Origin of the sequence: Nocardia cyriacigeorgica (assembly GCF_010868145.1) — a bacterium.
GTDB classification, from domain to species: Bacteria; Actinomycetota; Actinomycetes; order Mycobacteriales; family Mycobacteriaceae; genus Nocardia; species Nocardia cyriacigeorgica_D.
The window spans coordinates 25,898-45,677 of sequence record NZ_JAAGUY010000021.1; the positions used below are offsets into that span (position 1 = coordinate 25,898).

Here is a 19,780-nt window from a genome sequence, read left to right on the forward strand (position 1 = left end):
ACACCATATGGCAAACCTGGTTGGATGAGGCGGGTGAGTGATTCGACCAAACCCGCAGAGCACGGGGAGTCTGGACGCCCCGCGTCGGACCATGCGGCATACGCCCAGGTCGCGCGGGGCTACTACACCCCCATCGTTGCGCTGTTCACCGCCACGCTGATCATTTCCAACGTCTGCGCGACCAAGGGCGTGCAGTTCTTCACCGACCATTCGGTGACGCTCGGGCCGCTGGAGGTGCTGCCCATCACCACCGACGGCGCGTTCTTCCTCTTCCCGCTGGCCTACATCCTCGGCGACGTGCTGAGTGAGGTCTACGGCTTCCGCGCCACCCGTCGCGCCATCTACTACGGATTCGGTGCGCTGCTGCTGATGGTTGTGTGTTTCGCCATCGCGATCCAGCTGCCGCCCGCGGTGTTCTACGAGAACCAGGAAGCCTTCCGCACCGTCCTCGGCACCACGCCGCAGCTGGTGGCGGCCGGGCTCGCCGGTTACTTCGTCGGCCAGCTGCTGAATTCGGCGACACTGGTGCTGATCAAGGAGCGGACCCGGGAAAAGCATCTATGGGCTCGGCTGATCGGCTCCACCGTGGTCGGCGAACTCGCCGACACCCTCATATTCTGCTCGATCGCCGCCACCGCCATCGGTATCGACAGCTGGGCGCAGTTCGCCAACTACGTGATCATCGGCTTCCTGTGGAAAACGCTGGTCGAGATCCTGGTCATGCCGATCACCTATCGGGTGATCGCACTGCTCAAGAAGCACGAACCGAGCTACGCGCCAAAGGACTTCGACCCGCTGCACTCGTGAAGAACGGGCCGCGCGGCTCGTCGCTGTTGGCGTCCGGCCCGACAGTCGATGTGTCCGCCCACGGCCAAGTTCGCGCCCGTCGCCCGGGCAGCGACATCGAGGTGTCCATCGACTTCCGACCCTCGACGGCCTGGTGAGCTTTCGAAGTTCCGCTCGATCGTGGCGCATGCAGAAACTTCTTGAGGATGATGGAACCGATCGTGCTCCAATATCGTCCAACCATAGTGACGGCCTGATAAAGGCATCACGGTGCGTCACAGTTAGATTCAGATATAGGTCGTGCCATCGGACGCGCTCTTCAATGGGTTCGCGGACGCGACCCGAGAGTTTGGGGGTATACGTATGAGTGCTCGGTCATCCGTCGCTATCGCTACAGTCGGGTTCGTATCGGTGACATTGTTTGCCGCGCTGCCAGCATCAGCGGCCGCTGAGCCCGCAGTGCATACGAAGGACGAGCCAACGGTTTGTACCGCGACGCCGAATAACCCACACAGGTCAGGTGGAGCGGGCGACGGGCGCGTTATCTTCAAGACGAGGGTGATCTGCAACAAGACGGCTACGGTCAAGATCCAAGGTGTGCTGCTCTATGCGCCGACGGCCGATGGCAAGCCGACTCCTGTTACCAGCTCGGAGGAGACCAGGACGATCCAAGCGAACAAGGCAGCGACGTTCTACACGCCTGATCGCAACGATCGACAAGTGAAGGAAAGCGGCTACTACCAGGGACTTTCCGTGGGGCAGATCATCAATCCGCAGGGCACGATCGGAAAGAACGTTACGACACTGGTCCGTATTGGCTGATCGTATCGACGGCAGGGAGTCATGAAAGTTGAAGTAGTCGATCCGCGTGACGGTCGCTGGGAGGTAGACGATCCTACCTTTCGCGTCTACCTCTGGGATACCGACGCGCGATGCTCATACGAGTATGAGATCACCGGCGCGGAAGTAGAGACCGTGATCGAGTGGGTTGGCAAAACGATCACGCCGGGCTGGCGCTACACGATCTACGTGGTCATCGATGTTGATGAACGTGGCGGAGTCGGTTTGGTTCGTATCGGTGGGTTATCCGGAGATCCGTTCGCCTGATGATCTAACGATTCGACCCCGCTCGGCGAGCCGGGCGGGGTCGAATCTGTCGGGCGGAGGCCTTGTCTGTCAGACCCTGGCTTCCACCGGCTTCTTCGCGGCCTCGGCCTCGCGCTGCTGAAGTTCGCGCAGCTTGGTGCCTTCCACGTCGATATCCGGCACGATCTTGTCCAGCCAGGCAGGCAGCCACCAGGCCCACTTGCCCATCAGCACCAGCAGCGATGGGATCAGCACCATGCGGACGAGGAACGCGTCGAAGAACACGCCCGCCGCCATCGCGAAGCCCATGGACTTCGAGGTGACATCCGAGGACAGCATGAACCCGGCGAACACCGAGATCATGATGATCGCGGCCGAGGTCACGACGCGGGCGCCGTGGTGGTAGCCGTCGATCATCGCGTCCTTCGGCGACTTGCCGTGCACGAATTCCTCACGCATGCGGGTCACCAGGAACACCTGGTAGTCCATGGCGAGACCGAACACGATGCCGATCAACATGATGGGCAGGAAGCTGATGATCGGGTGGGTGTCCTCGATGAGACCGAGCGCGCCCTCCTGGAAGAACAGCACGGTGACACCGAAGGTGGCCGCCATCGACAACAGGAAGCCGAGTGCTGCGGTCAGTGGCACCAGGATGGACCGGAACACCAGCACCAGCAGCAGGAAGGCCGCTCCTGCCACGATCGCCAGGTAGGGCACGATGCTGGCGAGCAGCACGTGGTTGACGTCGGCGTAGATCGCGGTCTGGCCGGTGATGCCGTATTCCATGCCGTACTTCGAGGTGAATTCGCCCTCGGCATCACGGACATCGGCGACCAGATCCTGGGTGGCCTCACTGTTCGGGCCGGACTTGGGCACCGCCATGAACAGCGCCGCCTGCCCGTCCTCACTCGGCTGGGCCGTGGTCAGGTAGTCCATGTCCTCGTAACCGGACAACCGGTCGCGCAGCTCGGTCAGTGCGGCATCGCGCTGATCCTGCGGCACCTCGGACATATCAACGGCCACCACGAGCATGCCGTTCTTGCCCTCGCCGAAGCCCTCGGTCTGCAACTCGTAGGCCTTGCGGACCGACGAATCCTTGGGCGCGCTGTCACCACCGGGCAGGCCGAGGTTCAGGTTCAGCGCCGGTGCGGCGAGCGCACCGAGCACTACGACGCACAGGATCAGCGTGGCGGCGGGAGCCTTGGCGATGAGCCGGGCGAACCGCATGCCGTTGGTGACCGAGTTGTCGTCCTCCGGATCGTGCTTGGCGACGAACGGAACCTTCGGCTTGAACAGGAACCGGCCGAACGCGCCCATCAGTGCGGGCAGCAGGGTGATGGCGGTGACGACGGCGAACGCCGCGGCGATCGCACCACCGATACCCATGGCGGTCAGGAAGCTGACGCCGACGATGCTCAGGCCGAGCAGCGCGATGAGCACGGTCAGACCGGCGAACACGACTGCCGAACCCGCGGTGCCGACCGCGACACCGGCGGCCTCCTCGGGCGAATCCTGCACGACGAGTTCGTGCTTGTACCGGGACACGATGAACAGCGCGTAGTCGATCGACAGCGCCAGACCGATCATGGAGGCCAGGATCGGGGTGAAGGTCGGGACCGCGGTCAGCGAGGTACCCATCAGGATCACCAGGCCTGCGGCGCCGACACCGACGATGCCGGTGATGATCGGCACGAAGGCGGCGATCAGCGCGCCGAAGGCGATGATCATGACGATCAGCGCGACGCCGATACCGATCATCTCGGCCGAACCCTGTTCGGGCTGTTCCTGGGCCAGCACGCCGGTCATCTCGGCGGTCAGGCCGGCTTCGCGGGCCTGACCGGCCACGGCCTCGGCGGCCTCACGATGCTCGGGCTTGATGTCGGAGAACTCCGCGATCGTGAACGGCACGTCGATGACCGCGACGGTGCCCGGGTTCTGCTCGTTCAGCACATTCAGCGGCGCACCGGAGCACATACCTTTGAAATCGGGTGCGCCCGGATCGTCGAGGCAGTTGGGCGACGGGATCGGCGGTGTCTGGCCGGGCTCCAGCGCGGCCATGGCCTCGGCCTGCGCCTTGGCGGCCTCCGTGCTCGCAGGCATCATCTGGGTGGCGGTGACCGGGTTGACGATCGGCCGGGTGTGATCGACGATCTCCTGCTCACCCAGCTTCGGCGCGTTGAACTTCGCGACCATCGCGTCGAGGGCGGCCATATTGTTCGGATCGGAGAGCTTGCCGTCCTTGGCGGCGACCACGTAGGTGGCCATGATCGCGTCGATGCTGAAGCCCGACGCGTATTCGGGCATGTGCTCTTCGAGGATCTGGGTGGCGCGCTCGGATGGCAGGCCGGGCATGTCGAACTTGTCCTGGAATGGTTTGGCCAGGCTCGCCGCGACCCCGCCGAGCAGCACCAAAAGGAGCAGCCAGACGGGCAGCACTATCCATTTCCGGCGGAAAGCGAGCTTTCCCCATCGGTATAGATAAACGGACACGGGGGTCTCTCCTAGCTATCGCTTGGCTTGCTATGGGTCGGTTCAATTGCTGGAGCGTGTAGACAGCACCTCTGCCGCGGGTGCTTGCCGTCCCCGCCTCCAATTGACGCGCTCTGCCTACCGTGCGGTAGGTAGACTACCGTAGGAAGTAACCGGAGGCGCAACCTCAATATCTCGGGCACCCGGAGCCGGGCACGAAAGTGATGAGAGGATCATCCCATGACCATCCGTGACTCATCGGACACTGTTGTCGCAGGTGGAGGCACTAAACAAGCCATCCGAGACGCCGCGGTCACGCTCTTCACGAACAAGGGGTTCGAGCAGACGAGCCTGCGCGAAGTCGCGGATGCGGTGGGAATCACAAAGGCGTCTCTCTACTATCACTACGCGTCCAAGCTCGATCTGCTGCTCGCGATCATCGATCCGGTGATCGACCACATGCGCTCGGTGGTCGAGGACATCGACGCCGTTCCGCACAACCCAGAAGGCATCCGGGCGGTCCTGCGCACCTACGTCCGTGGCATGGTCCGCCACCGCGACGCCGGCGCGATGTGCATGCGCGACACCATCGCCATCGTCAACGCCATGGCCGACCGCTATCCCGACGTGGCCGACAGCACCAGGGAGCTGCGCCGCTGGCTCGCAGGCCCGAACCCGACCGACGAGGCCATGCTGCGGGCCAGCGCCGCGCTGGAAATCCTCGGTGTGGCGCTGCTGTCCACCGAAATCGTGCCCGGCGCGTCGGATTCGCTGGTGGAATCGACACTGCTCGACGCCGCCACATGTGTGCTGACTGCCTGCGGGACCGCGTAGATTCGACCGCGTCAGTCGCCAACGTCAGGAGCCGGACAGTTGCACATCACCGCGAAGGTCGATCACGCGGTGCGAACGTTGCTCGAGATCGCCGACGCGGCCGGGACCGGTGCGGCGGTGAAAGCGGAAACCATCGCATCGGCGCAGCGGATCGCCCCGAAAGTGCTCGAAGGCGTGCTCGCCGAGCTGCGCCGGGCCGGCCTGGTGACGAGCAGACGCGGACCCGACGGCGGCTATCGGCTGGCCCGGCCCGCCGCGGCCATCTCCATCGCCGACGTCATCCGCGGGATCGAGGGCCCGCTGGCATCGGTGCGCGGTGAACGCCCCGAGGATGTGCGCTATCCGGGCACGGCCGAACCCTTGCGGCGGGTGTGGATCGCGCTGCGCGTCAATATCCGTGCGGTGCTCGAGGACGTCTCGATCGCGGATATCGCGGAGAACCGGCTGCCGGGGTTAATCGACGCGCTGACCGCCGATCCGGGCGCGTGGGCTCGCCGTGAGCCCCGCGACGATCAAGAGCTACTCGGGCGTAACTGACCGGCGTCCAGGGGCAAATGTCCTCGTCACGCCTGCCGAATTGCCGGTAGCCTCCATTCATCATGTTGATCTCACTGCTTCGCACGTATTTGGCTCCTTATCGAGCGCAGCTCGCGGGAGTCGTCGCGTTGCAGCTGATCTCGGTCATCGCAATGCTCTACCTGCCCAGCCTGAACGCCGACATCATCGATGACGGCGTCACCAAGGGCGATATCGGCTTCATCTGGCGCACCGGACTGGTGATGCTCGTGGTGACCGGCGTGCAGATCGTCGCCTCGGCCGCCTCGGTATATCTGGCCGCGCAGGCCGCCATGGGCGGCGGCCGTGATCTGCGAGGTGCGCTGCTGCATCGGGTCGGCACGTTCTCCGCCCGCGAGGTCGGCACCTTCGGTGCACCCTCGCTGATCACCCGCAACACCAATGACGTCCAGCAGGTGCAGCTGCTGATCGTGATGGCTGCGACGATCCTCGTCATGGCCCCGATCATGTGTATCGGCGGCATCATCATGGCGCTGCGCGAGGACTTGAAACTGTCCTGGGTGCTGCTGATCGCGGTGCCCGCGCTCGGCCTGAGCATGGCGCTCATCATCGCCAGGATGGTGCCAGGCTTCCGCGCCATGCAGGCCAGGATCGACGAGGTCAACCGAGTGCTGCGCGAGCAGATCACCGGTATCCGGGTGGTGCGCGCGTTCGTCCGGGAACGGCAGGAGACCTGGCGGTTCGGGGTGGCCAACAACGAGCTCACCGAGACCTCGCTGCGGGTCGGCCGACTGATGGCCTTGATGTTCCCGACGGTCATGCTGATCAGCAATCTCACCGCGGTCGCCGTCATCTGGTTCGGCGGGCACCTGGTCGATTCGGGCGATATGCAGATCGGCTCGCTGACCGCGCTGCTCGCCTACATCATGCAGATCCTGATGGCCGTCATGATGGCCTCGTTCTTGGCCATGATGGCCCCGCGCGCCGCCGTCTCCGCCGACCGCATCGGCGAAGTGTTGGAGACCAGCTCCTCGGTGCACCCGCCGGCGCAGCCGCAGCCCTTCCGTGGCGACCCGGCCGAAGTCGACGTCCAGTTCGCCGAATTCAGCTACCCGGGTGCGGAGAAGTCCGTGCTGCATGCGATCCGGTTCCGGGTCGAACCCGGCCAGACCACCGCGATCGTCGGCTCCACCGGCTCCGGTAAGACCACATTGATCAACCTGATCCCGCGACTGATCGACGTCACCGACGGCGCGGTCTACGTCGGCGGCACCGATGTGCGCCACCTCGATCTCGCGCAACTGCGCGGGCAGATCGGGCTGGTGCCGCAAAAGGCGTACCTGTTCTCCGGCACCATCGCCAGCAACCTGCGCTACGGCAACCCCGACGCTTCCGACGAGGAATTGTGGCGCTGCCTGGAGATAGCTCAGGCCGCCGACTTCGTCCGGGAGATGCCCGAGGGCCTGGAAACCCCGGTCGCCCAGGGCGGAACGACGGTGTCCGGCGGTCAACGTCAGCGGTTGGCCATCGCACGCGCCTTGGTGCGCAGGCCGAGGATTTATTTGTTCGACGATTCGTTCTCCGCGCTCGATGTCGCCACCGACGCCCGGCTGCGCGAGGCACTGCGCCCGGAAACCCGCGAGGCCTCGGTGATCATCGTGGCCCAGCGCATCGCCACCATCCGCGACGCCGACCAGATCGTGGTTCTCGAAGACGGCGCCATGGCGGGTATCGGTACGCATGAGCAGCTGCTGCGCGACTGCCCGGAATACCAGGAGATCGTCGAATCGCAGCTGAGTGTGGAGGAGGCCCGATGAGGCCGGGGGCGGTTCCGGGTGCACCGGACAGCAAGGCGAAATCCTTCGGCCCGTCGCTGAAGCGGCTGCTGCGCAGGCTCGCGCCGGAGCGGGTCAGCGTCATCGCGATCGTGACCCTGGTGATCGTGTCAGTGGTGCTCAACACGCTCGGCCCTTACATCCTCGGCGAGGCCACCAACCTGGTCTTCGACGGTGTCGTCGGCAAGCAGCTGCCAGCGGGCATCAGCAAGGACGAGGCGATCGCGGGCCTGCGCGCCCAAGGTGACAACACCCTCGCCGACATGCTCTCTGGCATGGACGTCGTGCCCGGTGTCGGCGTCGATTTCGACGCGGTCGGCCGGGTGCTGATGCTGGTGCTGGTGCTGTATATCGGCGCAGCGGTGTTCAGCTGGTTGCAGGGCTATCTGCTCAACAACGTCATCAACCGGACGGTGAAGCGGCTGCGCAGCGATGTCGAGGACAAGATCCACCGGCTGCCGCTGAGCTACTTCGACTCCGCACCACGCGGTGATGTGCTCAGTCGGGTCACCAATGACGTCGACAATGTCTCGCAAACCTTGCAGCAGACCATGAGCCAGCTGCTGACCTCGGTCTTCTCGGTACTCGGCATCCTGGTGATGATGTTCTGGATCTCGCCGCTGCTCGCGCTGATCGCACTACTGACGGTGCCCGCCGCCATCGTGGTCACCACGCAGATCGCCAAACGGTCCAAACCGCATTTCGTCGACCAGTGGAAGTACACCGGCCTGGTGAACGCCCAGGTCGAGGAGGCCTACACCGGGCACGAGATCGTTACCGCGTTCGGCCGCAGCCGCGAGGTCGCCAAGGAGTTCGACAAGCGCAACGACCAGCTGTTCCACTCCAGCTTCAAGGCGCAGTTCATCTCCGGCCTGATCATGCCGTCGATCATGTTCCTCGGGAACCTGAACTATGTGCTGGTCGCACTGGTGGGTGGGCTGCGGGTGGCCACCGGCCAGCTCTCGCTCGGTGAGGTGCAGGCGTTCATCCAGTACTCCAGGCAGTTCAGCCAGCCGCTGACCCAGATCGGTGCGATGGCCAACCTGTTGCAGTCCGGAGTGGCCTCGGCGGAGCGGATCTTCGAGATCCTCGACGCCGAAGAACAGAGCCCGGACCCGGTGATGGAGGACGCGCGCCCGGTGGATCGCGGCCGAGTGGAGTTCGAGGCGGTGTCGTTCCGGTACGAACCGGACACACCGATCATCGAGCGACTGTCATTGGTTGCCGAGCCCGGCCATGTGGTCGCCATCGTCGGCCCGACCGGCGCGGGCAAGACCACGCTGGTGAACCTGCTCATGCGGTTCTACGAACTCGACGCGGGCGCCATCACCATCGACGGCGTCGATATCACCGACATCACCCGCGACCACCTTCGTTCGCGCATCGGCATGGTGTTGCAGGACACCTGGCTGTTCAAAGGCACCATTCGGGAGAACATCGCCTACGGCAATCCGAATGCGAGCGAGACCGATATCCTCGCCGCCGCTCGCGCCGCCTACGTGGACCGGTTCGTGCACGCGTTGCCCGACGGCTACGACACCGTCATCGACGAGGAGGGCACCGGGGTCAGCGCCGGTGAGAAACAGCTCATCACCATCGCGCGGGCGTTCCTGGCCAAGCCGTCGATCCTGATCCTGGACGAGGCCACCAGCTCCGTCGACACCCGCACTGAACTGTTGGTGCAGCATGCGACCTCCGCACTGCGCCGCGACCGCACCAGCTTCGTCATCGCACACCGGCTGTCGACCATCCGCGACGCCGATGTGATCGTGGTGATGGAGAAGGGGCAGATCGTCGAGCTCGGTAGTCATGAACGGCTGCTGGAGAACCGTGGCGCGTACTACCGGCTCTACAGCGCGCAGTTCGCGGCCGCGGCAGCGGAGGCCTAGCCGGCACGATGTGCGAGCGCGCGTCGCCACGGTCCCGGCTGTGTGGACGCACCGCGCCTGCTGCGAAGATGGGCCCCGTGTCTGACCGCGATGCTTTCTCGTTCACCGTCGGTACCCGTCTCGATGGGCAGTACGGGCGGACCGGCGTGATCAGCACACCGCACGGCGATATCGCCACGCCAGCGTTCATCCCGGTGGGCACCAAAGCCTCGGTCAAGGCCGTGCTCCCGGAAACCATGAGCGAGATCGGTGCGCAGGCGTTGCTCGCCAACGCCTACCACCTGTATCTGCAACCCGGCTCCGACATAGTCGACGAGGCCGGTGGGCTCGGCCGGTTCATGAACTGGCCTGGACCGACGTTCACCGACAGCGGCGGTTTCCAGGTGATGTCGCTTGGCGTCGGGTTCAAGAAGGTGCTGGCCATGGAGGCCGTCGACGTCCGCAGTGACGACGTCATCGCCAAGGGCAAAGAGCGCCTGGCCACCGTCGACGACGACGGCGTCACCTTCCGCTCCCATCTCGACGGCTCCAGTCATCGCTTCACCCCCGAAGTGTCGATGGGCATCCAGCATCAGCTCGGCGCCGACATCATGTTCGCCTTCGACGAGCTGACCACCCTGCTCAATACCCGTGCTTATCAGGAGAAATCCCTGCAACGAACGCATGAGTGGGCCAAGCGCTGCATCGACGAACACGAACGGCTCACCCACGCGCGCACCCACCGCCCGTACCAGGCGTTGTTCGCGGTGATCCAGGGCGCGCAGTACGAGGACCTGCGACGCAAGGCCTGCCGCGAACTGGAAACCATCCGCGGTCAGGACGGCACCGAGTTCGATGGCTACGGCATCGGCGGCGCGCTGGAGAAACACAATCTCGGCACCATCGTCGGCTGGTGCAGCGCAGAACTGCCCGAACACAAGCCGCGCCATATGCTCGGCATCAGCGAACCGGAGGACGTGTTCGCCGCGGTCGCCAATGGCGCCGATACCTTCGACTGCGTCAACCCGTCACGGGTGGCCCGCAATGCCGCCATCTATGTCGACGCAGGCCGATTCAATATCAACACCAGCCGGTTCCGCCGCGACTTCACCCCGATCGACGAGAACTGCGACTGCTACACCTGCGCCCACTACACCCGCGCCTACCTGCACCACCTGTTCAAGGCCAAGGAGATGCTGGCCGCGACGCTGTGCACGATCCACAACGAGCGCTACACCATCCGCCTGGTCGACCGGATCCGGGACAGCATCGACGGCGGGTACTTCGAGGAGTTCCAGGCCGAGACGCTCGGGCGCTGGAAAGGGCGGATCTCCGCGCCGTGATCGGTTTCCCCCTTCGCTCTAGGCATGCTCGTACGCGCACCCCCGTTCAAACGGGGAGAGCGGTGATCCCTTCACCGAGCTACTACTGGCTCGGTTCTGGCAGTGTGCAGTGCTCGACCTTCGGATTGAGGCCCGCGTAGTTGAGTGGGCCCGCAACCACGGTCAACGCGATGGTGGCGAAATCGCGGCATTCGGCCGGGGCTGCGGTGAAATAGTCGCGCTGGAAAGCCGCGACGAAACCGATCACCAACCACACCATCAACAGCAAACTCAACAAGCTCGCGCCGAAGCCGCGCGATGATCTAGCGCGAATCGAAGGCTCGCGCATGGCAATCGCTTCCTTCCATCTCCGAGTACCGGTGGGGTACCCGGCCCGGCCCGTGGCTATCAGCCGGGCAGGTGTTGTGTCACCATCGCGGCCGAACCGGGCACTGATGCCCGGTCGGCGTACGGCCCGACCGAGCGAAGGTTCGGCAGCGTGCCCGCGCCCTGATCAACTCGGACGCTATGAACCAGTATTCAGCCCGGGACCGCGAGGGCCAAGAGCCTGCTCGGAGTCACCGGACCGCCGCCGCCATCGGGTCGACCGGCCGACGACCGATTACCGGTCGCACCGCCGGGTAATCGTCGGGTGATCACCCGACCGAAAGGGAGGCCGCGGATGGCATTGCACGGCGTCGTCGGCTTGCGGACGGTGGTTCTGGACTGCCCGGAACCACGTCGACTCGCGGAGTTCTATCTGGACCTACTCGGTGGGGAGATCATCGAGAGCGAAAGCGACGACACCTGGGTCGCGATGGTCGAGCCGCAGGGTAGCCGACTGGCGTTTCAACTCGCCCCCGAATACGAACCGCCCCGCTTTCCCGACCCGAAGGCTTCACAGCAGCTCCACCTGGACATTCTGGTCAGCGATGTCGACGTCGCCGAGCCCGCGGTGCTCGAGGCGGGCGCGAAGTTCATTCTCGCGGCGGAGAACTTCCGGGTGTACACCGATCCGGTCGGCCACACGTTCTGCCTGGTGTGGTTGCCGAACTGATCAGTTGGACGTCTAGTCGCCGAACGAAATTCGCGCTGGCGGGCCCGGCGGCAGCAGCTCCGCAGCGGCCGCATCAGGCGTCCCGGTGAGATAGCGCTGGAGCGTAGGCCCGATCCAGGCGACGACTTCCTGCCTGTTCATCGCCACCAGCGGTGGGAAAGCAAGCACGAACCGACACAGCGCCATGCCGAGGATCTGCGAGGCTGCCAGCCCGGCCCGCAGCGGCACGTCCCGCGGATCCTCGACCGCACGGGCGACGACGGGCGCGAGCTGTGCGGCGAAGATCGACCGCATCCGTTCGGCGACGGCCTCATTGGTCACTCCGGCGCGCAGCAGGATCAGCAGGGCTTCGTCGCGCTCCCAGCGTTCCAGGAAGTGCGCGACAACGGTGGAACCGAGCAGGTCCCGCGGCACCGTCGACAGATCCGGTAGCTCCAGGTCGAATTCCGCGGCGGCCGCGAACAGCCGCTCCTTGTTGCCGAAGTAGCGCATCACCATCGCCGGGTCGATGCCCGCTTCGGCCGCGATGGCGCGAATGGTGGCCCGGTCGTATCCATCCGCGGCGAAGCGTTCACGGGCCGCGGCGAGGATGACGGCTTTCGTTTCACCCGAGGACCTTCTCATATCAACAAGTGTAGGCCAACAACTGTTGACATCGCCAGAATACGGCCCTACCTTGAATGCCAACAGTTGTTGACTTCCTGAGGGGTACCGAAATGACGAACTCCATCGCAGACGTTCTGATCGTCGGAGCCGGGCCGGTCGGCCTGACCGCAGCGATCGTCCTTGAACAGCTCGGCCACGATGTCGTAGTCGTCGACAGCCAGAGCGAAGGCGCGAACACCTCACGGGCCGCCGTCGTGCATCCGCACACGCTCGAACTGCTCGAGCCCTACGGCGTGACACCCGCGCTGGTCGACCGTGGTCTGCACACCCCGACCTTCACCATCCGTGATCGTGACCAGTTGCTGATCGGCGTCCCGTTCAGCGACCTGCCCACCGCCTACCCCTACACCCTGATGATCTCCCAGGCCGACACCGAAAAGTATCTGCTGGCAAGACTTTCCGAGCTCGACGGCAAAGTGGTCCGCCCCGCCACCGTCACCGCGGTCGTCCAGGACTCCGACTGCGTCACCGCGACCTTCGACGACGGCAATCAGATCCGTGCCCGCTACCTCATCGGCGCCGACGGCATGCACAGCCTGGTGCGCGAACAGGCAGGCATCGGATTCACCGGTGGCACCTACGCCGAATCGTTCACCCTCGCCGACGTCCGGATGTCCGGCGGTGTCCCGCAGGACGAGGTGATCCTGTACTTCTCCCCCGCAGGCCTGGTCGTCGTCGCACCACTGCCGGACGACAGGTACCGGATCGTCGCCACCGTCGACGAAGCACCACACGACCCCGACATCACCTTCGTGCAGCGACTCCTGGACGAACGCGGCCCGAAAGCCCACCCCGCCGTGGTCGAGGAAGTGGTGTGGGGCTCCCGCTTCCGCGTCCACCACCGCATCGCCGACAGCTTCCGCCTCGGCCGCGTCCTGCTGGCAGGCGACGCGGGCCACGTGCACTCACCGGCCGGTGGCCAAGGCATGAACCTCGGCATCGAAGACGCGATCACCTCCGCAGAGGCACTGTCCCGGGTGCTCGGAGGTGAGCCGGACACCCTCCTCGACGACCTCGCCGTCTCTCGCCGCGGCACCGCCGAAAGCGTGGTCTCGATCGCGAGCCGGCTCACCGACATCGCCACCGTTTCGGCGCGGGTTCGGCCGCTCCGCAACACGATCATGCGGTTCGTCGGCAAAGTTCCCGCCGTCCGCCGCCGCCTGGCCTGGCGCCTGTCGGGGCTGGATCGCCGGTGAGCTCGAGCCACCACCCGAGCACGAGGGCCTTTCCAGGCGCGGCTGCGAGCCCTTCCACACAGCAGTGAACCCCGCTGACACCTGAATTTTGGATTTCGCACCGATGGATTTCGCTGCGGGGCACAGAATCTCGATCGAGTCGTTCCGGCCACCGACAGGGGTCCACACTCTTCAAGCGCTTATCGAACGCGCACTGTCAGAGGCCGATCAACGCACCGGAGAACCGCATGACCGAGTCCCTCATTCAGCTGCCCACCGCTGGAGAACCAGTGATCGACACCTTCGATCGGATGATCCGGACCGGGCCTATCGTGCCCTATGAACTGCCGGGTGGCGTCAAGGCTTGGATGGCGGTCAGCCATCAGGCCGTCGGTGAGGTACTCGCCGGCGACGGCACGATGTTCAGCAAGAGTACGAAGAACTGCCCGGCAATGCACGACGGAACTGTTCCGGCCGACTGGCCGCTGCGCGTGCTGACCGACGCCGATCACCTGCTCAACAAGGACGGCGCCGACCATATGCGGATGCGCCGGGCCATCGCTCGCGCGTTCACGCCCGCCCGAGTTGCCCAGCTCGAACCACGCATCCAGCAGCTCACCAACGATCTGATCGACCGATTCGCCGACCAGCCCGAGGTCGATCTCGTCGAGAACTTCACCATGCCGCTGCCGGTCGGGGTGATCTGCGAACTGTTCGGCGTACCCAGCAGCGACCAGCCGAAGTTTCGCGGATGGACCTCCACGCTCATCTCGCACAACAGCACCGGCGAGCAGACCATGGCCGCCATGCAGGAGATGGTCGGCTATCTGACCGAGCTGGTCGCCGACAAACACCGCAACCCCGGTGACGACCTGACCTCGGATCTGGTGCAGGCCCAGCCCGAACACGGAATCGCCGACGCCGAGCTGGTCGAAATGCTGTGGATCATCATCGTGGCCGGACACGAGACCACCATGCATCTGCTCGGCAATGCGGTAGTGGCGCTCTACACCTATCCCGAGCAGCTCGCGGCGGCCCGGGCCGGTGACCGTTGGGCCGATGTCGTCGAGGAGACCTTGCGCTACCGGAACGCGGCCTGCGCCATGTTCAATCGCTATGCCCTGCAGGATGTTCAGATCGCCGGTGTCGATATCCCCGCCGGCGCGATCGTGGGCTGGTTCGCCGGCGTGGGACGCGATCCGGCGAAGTACCCGGACGCCGATGTCTTCGATATCGATCGCGATCACTCGGATCAGCTGGGATTCGGGCGCGGTCCGCATTTCTGCCTCGGTGCACATCTGGCCCGGCTGGAATCTCGCGTCGCGCTGTCCACCCTGTTCGGGCGGTTCCCGCACCTGCGGCTCGCATGCGATCCGGCCGAGATCCCGTACGCCCCGCAGTTCATGACCAACGGCCCACTCTGCGTGCCGGTCGAGCTCCAAGCCATCAGCTGAGCGAGGCCGCCCACGGGCGGGAAGCTGCAAGAATGCTGTCTGACCACCGCTGAGCGGATACGTGGAGATCAAGATCAGAGCGACCGAGTTTCCCTCATGCGGTATTCCGAGCTGACCGTAACAAGCACAGCGGTGTGGACCGAGGTCACCGACCATTTCCTGACCGCGGAACACCGGTACCGTGATCCGGCCGACTGGTGGGCCCGGATCACGGTTCAGGAGTCCTCGGGCTACACCCTGTTGCGCGCACAGCAGCGCGGCGACCACCTGATGAACCGCAGCCGCTCACATGTTCAGCGCGGCCCGACCGATCATTGCTGGATCGTGTTCCCGGAACATGGCGAATACGTCATCCAACAGCCCGACCGGCTCACCCGGGTACCGCCCCGCCACGGGTTCGTCCTCGAGCTGGACCGGACCTGCCGGGTACTGCTACCCGGCTCGACGGCCCACGCGCTCCTGCTACCCCGCGCGCAGCTCGAACGACGACTGCCCGCCGGAGGCAGTTCGCAGACGATGCTCGACATGTCATCGGGTCTTGGGAGGGTGGTGCTGAGCATGCTCAGCACCACCCTCGCCGGACAATCGGACCTCACGACGCTGGAATTCGACGCCATCTGCGATCGGGTCACCGAACTGCTGTGCTTGATGCTCATCGGCGATATCGGGCCACAACAGGCCCATGTGGCCGAAACCGTCGATACCATCCGAGCATTCGTGCGAACGAACCTCGGCTCGGGTGATGTGCGGCTGCCCGCGGTCGCCCGTGCGCTCGGCTGGTCACCCCGCCAGCTGCGGTCGGTCCTGCACCAGATGGGAATAACCTATCGAGACCTGCGGCGGACAGAAGCACTGCGCGCCGCCCGCGATCTGCTGGCGCGTCCGGGCCCGCTGTCCATCGGAGAGGTGGCCGCGCGCTGCGGATTCACCAACGCCGGATTCTCGACGGCGTTCAAATCCGAGTACGGCGAAACACCACGGAGTTTCCGGCGGCGCCGGGTGTCCGAACAACTCGCCGTCGGCCCGCCTGGTCCGTGAGCGGTGTGCCTCGGCCACCGACCCTTCACGTACAGGATCGCCACTTGCCGTGGGGTTCAGATTTGAGGAGATGAATCGAGATGCGCGCGATGCACGCCACCGATGCACACAACAATTTCGCGGCCGTACTGGATGCCGCCACAGAGGACAACGACCAAGTGGTGATCACTCGCAGTGGCGGTAAGGAAGCCGCCGTGGTCATATCGTTGCGTGAGTGGGAGGCGATGACCGAGACCGCCTATCTGCTCGCCGATCCGGCCAACGCCGCATGGCTGGCCATGGGCATCGCACAGGCCGAGGCCGGACAGGCCACCGAACGTGAGCTCGTTGATCCCGACACGGTAGCCGAGGACAACCTGTGAACCGCACGCTCACCTTCACCGACACCGGGTGGACCGACTACCTCTACTGGCAGCACACCGACCACGCGACGTTCAGGAAATTGAACCGGTTGATCGACGACATCCGGCACAACGGCAATGCCGCGGGCACCGGCACACCTGAACCACTGCGGCAGAACCTGGACGGATGGTGGTCACGCCGAATCGATCACGAACACCGGATCGTCTACCGGTCGGACGACGACACGGTGATCGTCATCGCCTGCTGAGGACCCCGGCCCACGGACGATCACGCAAAAAAAGCCCCTCGCCTGAGTGCGCAGGCGAGGGGCTTTGTGGCGGTGGCGGAGGGATTTGAACCCTCGGAGGGGGGTTACCCCTCACACGCTTTCGAGGCGTGCTCCTTAGGCCGCTCGGACACGCCACCGCCGACTAGGCTACCGGAATCGCGGCTGATCGCTAAATCGGCAGGTCAGGGCGGGGTGGGTCAGCGCTGGGAGTGGAAGAAGTCGTCGAGGAGGGCGGCACACTCGGGTTCGAGGATGCCGCCGCGAACTTCGGGGCGGTGGTTGAGGCGGCGGTCGCGGACCACGTCCCAGAGGGAGCCGACCGCGCCGGTCTTGGGTTCCCAGGCGCCGAAGATCAGGCGGCCGACCCTCGCCAACACCAGGGCGCCCGCGCACATGGTGCACGGTTCGAGAGTGACGGCGAGGGTGGCGCCTTCCAGCCGCCAGCCATCACCATGGATCTGCGCGGCCCGGCGCAGCGCCAGGACCTCGGCGTGTGCGGTGGGATCTCCCAGCGCCTCCCGTGCGTTCGCCGCGCGGGCCAGTTCGCGGCCGTCGGCATCGAAGACGACCGCACCCACCGGGACGTCACGTGGATCGGCGGCGCGGGCGGCTTCGACGGCGGCGCGGACCATGTCGGCGTCGGATGGCCGAACACCGGTGGATCCTGAACCGAACGGCCCTTCCGTCACGTCAGCGCGGCAGTTTGTCCAGCACGGCCGACAGCTCGTTGGCGAAGCCGAGACGCTGGGCGATCATGCCGAGTTGCTCGTCGGGGTAGAGATCGGTTTCGGCGAGGATGACGCTGAAGACCGGTTCGGGTAGGCCGAGGTCGGCGAGCACACCGAGATCGCCCTCCTCCCAGGGGTCCACATCGTCCAATTCGTCCGGATCGATATCGGGGATCTCCACGTTCAGCGCTTCGAGCACGTCGGCTGCGATGTCGTAATCGATCGCGGCGGTCGCGTCCGACACCAGCAGCCGGGTGCCGCTGGGGGCCGGGCGCACCACGATGAAGAACTCGTCGTCGACGTCGAGCAGGCCGAACACCGCGCCCGAGCTGCGCAATGCCTTCAGTTCGTCCTCGGCTGCGGCCAGGCTGGTGAGCGCGGCCGAGCTCAGCGGACTACACCGCCACGTGCCGTCTTCACGGACAACGGCTACCGCGAAACCTTCCACGTCGTCGAAATCGTCCGACGCCGGCCTGTTCCCGCCCGAGCGCTGTGCTGCCATGGCCGCAACGGTAGTCGGCTCGAGGTCAAATGTTGAAGTCGTATGCGAATCTGTTCCGGTGACTGGTGATCAGCAAGCGCCCGTATGCGTTCTCGGGACCGGATTGATCGGCGGATCGCTGCTGCGCGCGGCGGTCGGAGCCGGATTCCGAGCGTGGGGGTACAACCGGTCCGAGGCCGGTGCCGAGGCAGCCCGCGCGGACGGATTCGACGTCACCGGCGACCTTGCCGCCGTACTGACCCGGGCCGCCGAAACCGATGCGCTGATCGTGGTCGCGGTGCCGATGCCCGCGGTGGATCAGATACTGTCCGCGGTCGCCTTATTCGCACCGGAGTGCGCGTTGACCGATGTGGTGAGCGTGAAAGCGCCGGTCGCGGCGGCGGTCAAGCGACATGGGCTCGGCGCGCGATTCGTCGGCGGTCACCCGATGACGGGCACCTCGCAGTCCGGCTGGGCGGCAACTGATCCCACGCTGTTCCACGGCGCGGCCTGGGCGGTCGGCGTCGACGCGGGTACGCACCCGCAGCCGTGGACGCGGGTGGTTCGGCTGGCGCTGGCCTGCGGCTCGGTGGTCGTTCCGGTCGTATCCGACGAACACGACCGCGCGGTGGCCCGCATCTCGCACCTGCCGCATGTGCTGGCCGAAGCCCTGGCGCTGGCCGGCGCGGGCGGTGGTGAACTGGCGCTCGGTCTGGCCGCGGGCTCGTTCCGGGACGGCACCCGCGTCGCAGCCACCGCCCCCGACCTGGTGCGCGCCATCTGCGAACCCAACGCCACAGCCCTGCTCGAGGTGCTCGACGAATCGCTGGCCGTGCTGAACGCCGCCCGCGACATACTGGCGCAGGACGGTTCACTCGCCGATCTCGCCGAGGCAGGACACGACGCGCGGCAGCGGTACGAGACCGCCGAGCGCTGGGAGATCACCGGTATCCGGCCTGGTGACCACGACTGGCTGGAGCGGTTGCGGGAGGCCGGCCGGCACGGCGGGGTGATCACCCAGCTCGGTTGAGGGCACCGGATGTGCGGCCGGCCGCGACGTTGTGTGGAACCGGGTCGACGCGCCCGGCTCGGACACTGTGGGCCCATTGCTCGGAGCCCGGTGGGCCACCCCGGCTACCGAGCCGATATCCGGGCACTCGGCATACCCGGCAACCCCGATGTGTCGCTCAGATGCGTTCGGCCAAGCCCGGGTAGTCGAGCAGGAAGCCGTCCGGATCGACGGTGACCGTCGCACTGGAGACCGGGGAGAGGACGCTGATGCCGTCGCTGGCACTGCTGTAGGTGAGGCTGGCTTCCTGGACGGTCAGCTCCGGCAGCCGGACGTAGACGACCGGGACCTGGACGTCCTCCACCGCGTGCTGGAGGCTGAAGCGGCGGATGGGCAGTGTGTTGAAGAACGGGCTGAGCACCACGTCCACATCGAGTGCGCCGCCGAAGGTGGAGCGGATGTGGGTTCCGGTGGCGTCGATCAGCCAGTAGTTCTCCTCGTCCCGCGAGATCGAGGCGTGCCGCTCCCCCGCCGCGGTGGTGCTGCGCAGCGACAGGCGCTTGGTGGCGCCGTTCTCGTCGGTGACCAGGTCGTAGGAGGCACTGAATGCCGGATGCTCGGCGCCGGTGCCGCCGATGATGCGGCCGGTGGCACGGATCCGGTTGCCGTTGACCGTTACGCGCACCGATTCCATCCGTGTCGCGTCGTGCGCGCGCCAGGTGAGGACCGCGGGCCAGCGGGAGGGCGACGGGCTCTCGTGGCCTGATGCTGCGTCGGTCGCGTGCGTCACGTATCTACCGTAAGCGACAACACCGTCATGAC

Annotated in this window: 21 protein-coding genes and 1 tRNA gene; 15 read left to right on the forward strand and 7 right to left on the reverse strand. The window is 65.6% G+C overall.

The genetic code is table 11. From position 1 onward, the window contains the following. Positions 1-24: 24 nt before the first annotated feature. From GV792_RS21475 to GV792_RS21485, 3 genes are all read left to right on the forward strand, one after another. Complete coding sequence (locus GV792_RS21475; protein WP_175584643.1) at positions 25-807, forward strand: queuosine precursor transporter; 783 nt, start codon at positions 25-27, stop codon at positions 805-807. Positions 808-1,197: 390 nt separating this feature from the next. Next, positions 1,198-1,608: a hypothetical protein gene (locus GV792_RS21480; RefSeq protein ID WP_163826089.1), complete on the forward strand. Its 411-nt coding sequence runs from the start codon at positions 1,198-1,200 to the stop codon at positions 1,606-1,608. Between the two features lie 21 nt (positions 1,609-1,629). Further along, positions 1,630-1,893, forward strand: coding sequence for a hypothetical protein (locus tag GV792_RS21485; protein WP_163826090.1), 264 nt, complete (start codon positions 1,630-1,632; stop codon positions 1,891-1,893). A 69-nt stretch (positions 1,894-1,962) separates the two neighbouring features. Here the strand turns inward: GV792_RS21485 and GV792_RS21490 are convergent, their stop codons facing one another. Further along, positions 1,963-4,365: an MMPL family transporter gene (locus GV792_RS21490; RefSeq protein ID WP_163826091.1), complete on the reverse strand. Its 2,403-nt coding sequence runs from the start codon at positions 4,363-4,365 to the stop codon at positions 1,963-1,965. 219 nt (positions 4,366-4,584) lie between these two features. Between GV792_RS21490 and GV792_RS21495 the strand changes: the two genes are divergently transcribed. The 5 genes from GV792_RS21495 (at position 4,585) to tgt (ending at position 10,740) form a co-directional block, all read left to right on the forward strand. Next, complete coding sequence (locus GV792_RS21495) at positions 4,585-5,178, forward strand: TetR/AcrR family transcriptional regulator (RefSeq protein WP_163826092.1); 594 nt, start codon at positions 4,585-4,587, stop codon at positions 5,176-5,178. Between the two features lie 39 nt (positions 5,179-5,217). Further along, positions 5,218-5,715, forward strand: a complete 498-nt coding sequence (locus GV792_RS21500) for an RrF2 family transcriptional regulator (protein WP_163826093.1) — start codon at positions 5,218-5,220, stop codon at positions 5,713-5,715. A 62-nt stretch (positions 5,716-5,777) separates the two neighbouring features. After that, positions 5,778-7,511: an ABC transporter ATP-binding protein gene (locus GV792_RS21505; RefSeq protein ID WP_163826094.1), complete on the forward strand. Its 1,734-nt coding sequence runs from the start codon at positions 5,778-5,780 to the stop codon at positions 7,509-7,511. Further along, positions 7,508-9,418 (forward strand): ABC transporter ATP-binding protein, encoded by a 1,911-nt coding sequence (locus tag GV792_RS21510; RefSeq protein ID WP_163826095.1) that lies wholly within the window; start codon positions 7,508-7,510, stop codon positions 9,416-9,418. Before GV792_RS21505 ends, GV792_RS21510 begins: the two co-directional genes overlap by 4 nt. A gap of 68 nt (positions 9,419-9,486) precedes the next feature. After that, the gene (tgt, locus tag GV792_RS21515) at positions 9,487-10,740 is read left to right on the forward strand and encodes a tRNA guanosine(34) transglycosylase Tgt (RefSeq protein WP_163826096.1); all 1,254 of its coding nucleotides are present in this window, start codon (positions 9,487-9,489) and stop codon (positions 10,738-10,740) included. A gap of 82 nt (positions 10,741-10,822) precedes the next feature. Here tgt and GV792_RS21520 read toward each other — a convergent pair whose 3' ends face one another. Continuing rightward, positions 10,823-11,068 carry a hypothetical protein gene (locus GV792_RS21520; RefSeq protein ID WP_163826097.1) on the reverse strand — a complete coding sequence of 82 codons (246 nt, stop codon included), beginning with the start codon at positions 11,066-11,068 and terminating at the stop codon, positions 10,823-10,825. Positions 11,069-11,401: 333 nt separating this feature from the next. Between GV792_RS21520 and GV792_RS21525 the strand changes: the two genes are divergently transcribed. Next, positions 11,402-11,776, forward strand: coding sequence for a VOC family protein (locus tag GV792_RS21525; protein ID WP_163826098.1), 375 nt, complete (start codon positions 11,402-11,404; stop codon positions 11,774-11,776). Between the two features lie 12 nt (positions 11,777-11,788). Here the strand turns inward: GV792_RS21525 and GV792_RS21530 are convergent, their stop codons facing one another. Then, positions 11,789-12,400, reverse strand: coding sequence for a TetR/AcrR family transcriptional regulator (locus GV792_RS21530; RefSeq protein ID WP_163826099.1), 612 nt, complete (start codon positions 12,398-12,400; stop codon positions 11,789-11,791). A 92-nt stretch (positions 12,401-12,492) separates the two neighbouring features. On the opposite strand from GV792_RS21530, the gene GV792_RS21535 reads away from it, so the two are divergent. From GV792_RS21535 to GV792_RS21555, 5 genes are all read left to right on the forward strand, one after another. Beyond that, positions 12,493-13,638, forward strand: coding sequence for an FAD-dependent oxidoreductase (locus GV792_RS21535; RefSeq protein ID WP_163826100.1), 1,146 nt, complete (start codon positions 12,493-12,495; stop codon positions 13,636-13,638). A 227-nt stretch (positions 13,639-13,865) separates the two neighbouring features. Beyond that, entirely contained in the window at positions 13,866-15,071 is a 1,206-nt protein-coding gene (locus tag GV792_RS21540) for a cytochrome P450 family protein (RefSeq protein WP_163826101.1), read from the forward strand. Between the two features lie 96 nt (positions 15,072-15,167). Beyond that, positions 15,168-16,109, forward strand: coding sequence for an AraC family transcriptional regulator (locus GV792_RS21545; RefSeq protein WP_163826102.1), 942 nt, complete (start codon positions 15,168-15,170; stop codon positions 16,107-16,109). A gap of 80 nt (positions 16,110-16,189) precedes the next feature. Then, positions 16,190-16,471 (forward strand): type II toxin-antitoxin system Phd/YefM family antitoxin, encoded by a 282-nt coding sequence (locus tag GV792_RS21550; protein ID WP_163826103.1) that lies wholly within the window; start codon positions 16,190-16,192, stop codon positions 16,469-16,471. Beyond that, positions 16,468-16,719 carry a Txe/YoeB family addiction module toxin gene (locus GV792_RS21555; protein WP_163826104.1) on the forward strand — a complete coding sequence of 84 codons (252 nt, stop codon included), beginning with the start codon at positions 16,468-16,470 and terminating at the stop codon, positions 16,717-16,719. The genes GV792_RS21550 and GV792_RS21555 overlap by 4 nt, the downstream gene beginning before the upstream one ends. Before the next feature lie 67 nt (positions 16,720-16,786). Here GV792_RS21555 and GV792_RS21560 read toward each other — a convergent pair. From GV792_RS21560 to GV792_RS21570, 3 genes are all read right to left on the reverse strand, one after another. Then, positions 16,787-16,877, reverse strand: a tRNA-Ser gene (locus GV792_RS21560). Positions 16,878-16,937: 60 nt separating this feature from the next. Then, complete coding sequence (locus tag GV792_RS21565; RefSeq protein ID WP_163826105.1) at positions 16,938-17,372, reverse strand: nucleoside deaminase; 435 nt, start codon at positions 17,370-17,372, stop codon at positions 16,938-16,940. Between the two features lie 58 nt (positions 17,373-17,430). Beyond that, the gene (locus tag GV792_RS21570) at positions 17,431-17,970 is read right to left on the reverse strand and encodes a tRNA adenosine deaminase-associated protein (RefSeq protein WP_163826106.1); all 540 of its coding nucleotides are present in this window, start codon (positions 17,968-17,970) and stop codon (positions 17,431-17,433) included. Between the two features lie 58 nt (positions 17,971-18,028). Between GV792_RS21570 and GV792_RS21575 the strand changes: the two genes are divergently transcribed. After that, a complete protein-coding gene (locus GV792_RS21575; RefSeq protein WP_163826107.1) occupies positions 18,029-18,979 on the forward strand; it encodes a prephenate dehydrogenase in 951 nt (316 codons plus the stop codon). Between the two features lie 157 nt (positions 18,980-19,136). On the opposite strand, the gene GV792_RS21580 is transcribed toward GV792_RS21575, so the two are convergent. Next, entirely contained in the window at positions 19,137-19,748 is a 612-nt protein-coding gene (locus GV792_RS21580) for a putative glycolipid-binding domain-containing protein (RefSeq protein ID WP_163826108.1), read from the reverse strand. Positions 19,749-19,780 lie beyond the last annotated feature (32 nt).

Bases quoted from the DNA above. Each gene is read 5' to 3' on its own strand.
- GV792_RS21505 (WP_163826094.1), top strand. From the start codon at position 5,778: ATGTTGATCTCACTGCTTCGCACGTATTTGGCTCCTTATCGAGCGCAG.
- tgt (WP_163826096.1), top strand. From the start codon at position 9,487: ATGGGCCCCGTGTCTGACCGCGATGCTTTCTCGTTCACCGTCGGTACC.
- GV792_RS21495 (WP_163826092.1), top strand. From the start codon at position 4,585: ATGACCATCCGTGACTCATCGGACACTGTTGTCGCAGGTGGAGGCACT.
- GV792_RS21475 (WP_175584643.1), top strand. From the start codon at position 25: ATGAGGCGGGTGAGTGATTCGACCAAACCCGCAGAGCACGGGGAGTCT.
- GV792_RS21520 (WP_163826097.1), bottom strand. From the start codon at position 11,068: ATGCGCGAGCCTTCGATTCGCGCTAGATCATCGCGCGGCTTCGGCGCG.
- GV792_RS21530 (WP_163826099.1), bottom strand. From the start codon at position 12,400: ATGAGAAGGTCCTCGGGTGAAACGAAAGCCGTCATCCTCGCCGCGGCC.
- GV792_RS21485 (WP_163826090.1), top strand. From the start codon at position 1,630: ATGAAAGTTGAAGTAGTCGATCCGCGTGACGGTCGCTGGGAGGTAGAC.
- GV792_RS21545 (WP_163826102.1), top strand. From the start codon at position 15,168: ATGCGGTATTCCGAGCTGACCGTAACAAGCACAGCGGTGTGGACCGAG.
- GV792_RS21510 (WP_163826095.1), top strand. From the start codon at position 7,508: ATGAGGCCGGGGGCGGTTCCGGGTGCACCGGACAGCAAGGCGAAATCC.
- GV792_RS21565 (WP_163826105.1), bottom strand. From the start codon at position 17,372: ATGGTCCGCGCCGCCGTCGAAGCCGCCCGCGCCGCCGATCCACGTGAC.
- GV792_RS21570 (WP_163826106.1), bottom strand. From the start codon at position 17,970: ATGGCAGCACAGCGCTCGGGCGGGAACAGGCCGGCGTCGGACGATTTC.
- GV792_RS21525 (WP_163826098.1), top strand. From the start codon at position 11,402: ATGGCATTGCACGGCGTCGTCGGCTTGCGGACGGTGGTTCTGGACTGC.
- GV792_RS21540 (WP_163826101.1), top strand. From the start codon at position 13,866: ATGACCGAGTCCCTCATTCAGCTGCCCACCGCTGGAGAACCAGTGATC.
- GV792_RS21535 (WP_163826100.1), top strand. From the start codon at position 12,493: ATGACGAACTCCATCGCAGACGTTCTGATCGTCGGAGCCGGGCCGGTC.
- GV792_RS21550 (WP_163826103.1), top strand. From the start codon at position 16,190: ATGCGCGCGATGCACGCCACCGATGCACACAACAATTTCGCGGCCGTA.